At 69.2% G+C, this 5,234-nt stretch carries 4 protein-coding genes and 1 pseudogene; all 5 read right to left on the bottom strand.

Features of this window, described 5'->3' with window-relative positions:
- Positions 1 to 192: pseudogene (locus tag MQN93_RS43515) on the bottom strand (ATP/GTP-binding protein); the annotation flags it as partial.
- Positions 173 to 757 carry a DUF742 domain-containing protein gene (locus MQN93_RS43510; protein WP_016432458.1) on the bottom strand — a complete coding sequence of 195 codons (585 nt, stop codon included), beginning with the start codon at positions 755 to 757 and terminating at the stop codon, positions 173 to 175. The gene MQN93_RS43510 and the pseudogene MQN93_RS43515, both read right to left, overlap by 20 nt.
- Positions 758 to 852: 95 nt before the next feature.
- Complete coding sequence (locus MQN93_RS43505) at positions 853 to 1,266, bottom strand: roadblock/LC7 domain-containing protein (protein WP_037781109.1); 414 nt, start codon at positions 1,264 to 1,266, stop codon at positions 853 to 855.
- A gap of 10 nt (positions 1,267 to 1,276) precedes the next feature.
- Positions 1,277 to 4,588: a nitrate- and nitrite sensing domain-containing protein gene (locus tag MQN93_RS43500; RefSeq protein WP_242713890.1), complete on the bottom strand. Its 3,312-nt coding sequence runs from the start codon at positions 4,586 to 4,588 to the stop codon at positions 1,277 to 1,279.
- A 391-nt stretch (positions 4,589 to 4,979) separates the two neighbouring features.
- Positions 4,980 to 5,234 (bottom strand): ATP/GTP-binding protein (locus MQN93_RS43495; RefSeq protein ID WP_242713889.1); only part of this gene is annotated, 255 nt, incomplete at its 5' end.

The raw sequence follows: 5,234 nt of genomic DNA, 5'->3' as shown, positions 1-5,234 counted from the left end.
CGTATGGGTGAGGTCGTCGATGCCCGCGCTCGCGGATGTCATGACGGCCTCTGTGCGCAGCGGGTTGATCTCCGAGACGGCGCCGACGAACGTGGTCTTGCCCACGCCGAAGCCGCCCGCCACCACGATCTTCGCGGAGGTGGTGGAACGACTGGGAGAAACCGGCCCTCCGCTAGAGCTTGCGAAGTCCACTGAGCACCCTTTCGAGCAGTGTCACGTCTGGCTGGCCGCCGGCGTTCTCGTCGCCGCCGGGCTGATGAATCGCGACCAGTCCCGCCTCCGCCAAGTCGGCGACGAGGATCCTGGCCACTCCGAGAGGAATCGTCAGAAGCGCGGAGATCTCGGCTACCGACTTGATCTCCCGGCAGAGGTTGCAGATCCGCTGATGCTCGGGCAGCTGGCCCTGCATCTGATGCGGCTGCGCGGTGGTGTGCACCAGCGCCTCGATGGCGAGCTGGTAGCGGGGGCGCGTCCGGCCGCCGGTCATGGCGTACGGGCGCACCAGGGGGTTGTTCGACGCCCCTGCGGGCGCCGGCTCAGGGGTGCGTCGCTGCGGCTGCACGGGCTGGATGCGCGGGGCCGGCGGCTGGTCGTACGGCGAAGGGCCGGGGCCCTGCGGCGCGTACGGCTGCTGACGCCGGTGGCTGGGGGCGGAGGGGAAGTTGTAACGGTTCGGGTTCTGGGTACCGTCGCCATGACCCTGGCCGGGGCCGTACGACCAGTTGCCCGAGGACGAACCGCCTGGGGGTGTTGCCACTTTCTCCTCCTCCGACTGTGCCTGGCACCAGATGCCTGTGGAGCCGCGTCCCGAAACCTTACGGCCACGGGACGCCAAAACGCACCGTCTGTCTGTCAGTTGAGCAGGCTGCCCTGGAGCTCCGCACGCAGATCTGGCGTCAGGACCGAGCCGGCACGGTCCACCAGAAGTGCCATCTCGTACCCGATGAGGCCGATGTCCGCCTCCGGATGTGCGAGAACCGCGAGCGAAGAACCGTCGGATACGGACATGATGAAGAGGAATCCCCGCTCCATCTCCACAACCGTCTGATTCACGCTGCCGCCCTCGAAGATGCGCGAGGCACCGGCGGTCAGCGAGGTAAGACCCGACGCGACGGCCGCCAGCTGGTCGGCGCGGTCACGCGGGAACCCTTCGGACATAGCCAGAAGGAGTCCGTCGGCGGAGACCACCACGGTGTGGGACACCCCCGGGGTGTTGTCCACGAAGTTGGTGATCAACCAGTTCAGGTTCTGTGCCGCCTGGCTCATCGGGCTCACACTAACGCTCCTGGTTGTAGGTGCTGTCAGGACCACTGTGCTGATTCCTAGTGGCCTGGCCGTTCGTTTCACTGCCTGCGCTGGCGTTGCGTCCGCGCTGGACACCCCGCCGCAGATTGCTCAGCCTGCCCCGCACGTCCTCCGGAGCACGGGAGACCTGTGGGCCCCCCTGGGGGGTCGACTCGGCGGTTCCCTCGACCAGGTTGGCCCTGGGCACCCGCCGCGGCAGGCCGGAGGAGGTGACCCCGCCCGCCTTGGGCTTCCGCAGAGCGGAGGCCTGCTGCCAGCGCTCGTCGTTGGCCGAGCGCCAGTCGCCGTTACCGTTGCTCGTGGAAGCCGCAGCCGGCGCCGGAGCCGGCGGCTCCTGGTTGCCGAGCCGCGTGCCGTTCGACCCGTTCGTACCGCCCGCGAACGCTCCGCGGCGAGGCAGTCCCGCGTCGGTGAGCTCGGGGCCCGTGGAGGGTGCCGGTCCCGGACGGTCGAAGCCTACGCGGTCGCCGTCACCTGCGTCAGGAGCCTGTGCGGGTTCCGTTTCCGGAGCGTAATCAGCGGTGTAGCCGTTCTGGAAGTTGTCCTGCTGCGGCCAGTCGTCCTGGTAGCGCCGCTCCTCGAAGGCCGAGAAGGTCTCCTGGGCGGGCGCATGGGCGGCAGCGGGCTCCTCGCGGACCGGCTCCGTATACGCGGGCTCGGGGTAGCCGCCGTTCGGTGAGAACGTGTCGTTCTGCGGCAGCGGGGTGTTCTGCGGGTAGTACGGCTCCTCGTACGACGGTTGCGCGGCCGGCTCGTCGTACGACGGGCTCTGCTGCTCCTCGTACGGAGTCTGCTGGGGCTCGTCGTACGCGGGCTGCGCGTCGTAGCCGAGGGGCTGCTGTTCCGGATAGCCGGTGGTGCCGTTGTCGTAGGCCGGGCGCTCGTCGTAGGCGTTGCCGTACGGGGAGACCTCGGGCGACTCGGGGTCCGGCTGGTCCTGGCTCTGCCGGCCCTCCAGGGCCGCACGGCGCTCCTCGCGCATCAGCGAGCGGCCGACCGGGTCCAACTCCCGGATGTCGTCCGGGATCTCGGCGTAGCGGCTGTCGTCGAAGCCGAGCTCCGCGGCCGTGCGCATCGGCTCGTTGAAGTCCTCACCCTGGTAGCTCTGCTCCGGGATGATCTGCGAGACCGTGAACTCGTCGCGGTTCATCTGCTGCTCGCCGCCACCGCCGTGGGTGATCGCGTCGGGCAGCATGACCAGCGAGGTGGTGCCGGCCTGCTCGCCCGAGGGGCGCAGCTGGACGCGGATGCCGTGCCGGTCGGACAGCCGGCCGACCACGAACAGGCCCATGCGCTGGGAGATCGCGGCGTCCACGGTCGGCGGGTTGGCCAGCTTGTGGTTGATGTCCGCGAAGTCCTCGGCGGTCAGGCCGATGCCCTTGTCGTGGATCTCGATCATGATGCGGCCGTCGGGCAGCCGGGTCGCGGTGACGCGGACCTTGGTCTGCGGGGAGGAGAACGTCGTCGCGTTCTCCAGCAGCTCCGCGAGCAGGTGCACGAGGTCGGTGACCGCGCGGCCGTGGATCTCGGCCTCCGGGACGCCGGAGAGCTCGATGCGCTCGTACTGCTCCACCTCGGAGGAGGCGGCGCGCACGACGTCGATGAGCGGCACCGGCTGGTCCCAGCGGCGGCCGGGCTCCTCGCCGGCGAGGACGAGGAGGTTCTCGCCGTTGCGGCGCATACGGGTCGCGAGGTGGTCCAGGCGGAAGAGGTTCTCCAGCTGGTCCGGGTCGGCCTCGTTGTTCTCCAGGTCGGTGATCAGGGTCAGCTGGCCCTCGATCAGCGACTGGTTGCGGCGCGAGAGGTTGGTGAAGATCGCGTTGATGTTGCCCCGCAGCAGGGCCTGCTCGGCGGCGAGGCGGACCGCTTCGCGGTGGACCTGGTCGAAGGCGCGGGCGACCTCGCCGATCTCGTCGCGGGTGTTGATCGGGATGGGCGCGACCCGGGTGTCGACCCGTCCGGGGTCGGTGCGGGAGAGCTGGTCGACCAGCATCGGCAGGCGCTGCTCGGCGATGCCGAAGGCGGCGTTGCGCAGCTGGCGCATCGAGCGGGACATCTGGCGGGCGACGGCGCCGGCCAGGATGAACGCGAGCAGCAGGGCGACGACGACCACGGCGCCCGTGATGAGGGCGTCACGCTTGGCGTTGTCCGCGATGTTCGAGGCCTCGTTCACGGCCGTGTCGGCCATGTCCGCCTGGATCTTGCGGTACACGTCGTAGCGGAGGGTGTTGACCGCCCACCAGTTCTGGGCGGTGATGCCGCCCTGCGCGAGCACGGCCCGGTCGCTGGTGTCGGTGCTCTTCAGCGTCGCGAGGGCGTTGACCATGGCGGTCGGCTCGGACGGCGGCGGCACATAGGTCTGGTTGGCGGCGGCGGCCTTCGCGGCGGCCTCCTTGGCCTGCGCCTTGCCCTGCGCCGTGGCCTTCGCCTCAAGGTCGACCAGCTTCTGGGCGTCGGCCTCGGTGCCACCGGCCTTGTACTCCTCGATGGCGATGCCTTCGAGGTAGGCGTAGGAGGAGAGGGCCACACGCTGCTTGGCGAGGTCCTCGTCCTTGGGGCCGGGGCTGATCAGCAGGTGCATGCCGATCGAGCGCTCCAGCGACAGGGCGGCCTGGGTCAGCGAGATCGCGTAGACGGTACGGCCGTAGCTGGTGATGTTGCCGGTGCCCAGACCGAGCTCGTTGGCGAACTCCATCAGGGGGTGGGCGATGGCGACGTACCCCTCTTCGGTGGTCACGCCGGAGCCCTTGTAGGCCGTCGCGCGCAGCTTGGCCAGCTGCGGTTCGGCCTGGCGGAACAGTTTGAGGCGGCGCTGCAGGCCGGCCGTCTGCGGCATGCTCTGCGCCGCCTCGTCGAAGGCGTCGGCGGCCTGGTCGGTGGCCTTGCGGGCCGCCGCGACCGTCTTCTTGTCCTCGGCCGTCTCGGCCTTGCCCTTGAGGAGGGGAGCGGCGGTGATGTCGCGCTCGTTGTTGACCGCGTTGGCGTAGGTCAGGGAGGCCCGCACCAGACGTGCGGTCTTCTCCGCGTCCTGTGCCTCCTGCCAGGTGTCGATCGAGCCCTTCACCTGGAAGCCGCCCATCACCAGGCCGACGGCCACGGGTATGAGCAGAATGGCGTTCAGCCGGGTCGGCACCCGCCAGTTGCGGGGGGAGAAACGGCCGCCGCTCGGAGCGGGAGGAGCCGTCGGTTCCGATCCGGGCACAGGGGCGGGCGCCGCTCCGCGCGGCGGCGGGGTGAAGTTGCCCCGGGCCGACGGCTCGGGGCCGTTCTTGCTTCGCCTCACTCGACCAACAACCTCTCGGCGGCGGGCACCAACGTTGTGCCGCAGTGTCTCAGAGCCCAGTACGTCTCCAAGTACGCAGTACTACTGAGTACGTCTTCGACCAATGGGCAGTTCAGGCATTCCAGCACGACGACCTGCGCTCTTCCAAACAGTGGAAAGCGAGGATTCCGCGTGATGTAAGCCCCAGATAAAACGGTCATAAAGAGCGAGCCCCGTCAAAAGACGGGGCCCTTGTGCGCGCAGCGACACCGGTTGGCAACCACGCGTGGCGGCGTCAGGCGATTCCTCTGCCGAAACGTTATGAACACCGGGGCCGACCGTGTCAAAGGACACAGTCGACTCCGGCCGTTCTACGACAACTGCCGTACGCCCTCACCGACTTGGAAGTGATCTACCGCAGCCGGGCCATCAGCGCGTGCTCGACCAGGGTGATCAGCGCGCTCTTGGCGTCGCCGCGGTGGCGGGCGTCGGTCGTGATGATGGGGGTGTCCGGCCCGATCTGCAGGGCCTCGCGGACCTCCTCGGGGGCGTAGGGCTGGTGTCCGTCGAAGCCGTTCAGGGCGACGACGAAGGGCAGTCCGGAGTTCTCGAAGTAGTCGACCGCGGGGAAGCAGTCGGCCAGGCGCCGGGTGTCCACGAGCACCAC

The sequence above is a fragment of the Streptomyces spinosisporus genome (genome assembly GCF_022698145.1).
Classification (GTDB): Bacteria; Actinomycetota; Actinomycetes; order Streptomycetales; family Streptomycetaceae; genus Streptomyces; species Streptomyces spinosisporus.
The sequence above is the reverse complement of the archived record's forward strand: the minus strand, read 5'-3'. Positions and strand labels throughout refer to the sequence as shown.

What these genes read in the sequence shown, in the direction of transcription:
- MQN93_RS43505 (WP_037781109.1), bottom strand. Translation starts at nt 1,266, where the DNA reads ATGAGCCAGGCGGCACAGAACCTGAACTGGTTGATCACCAACTTCGTG.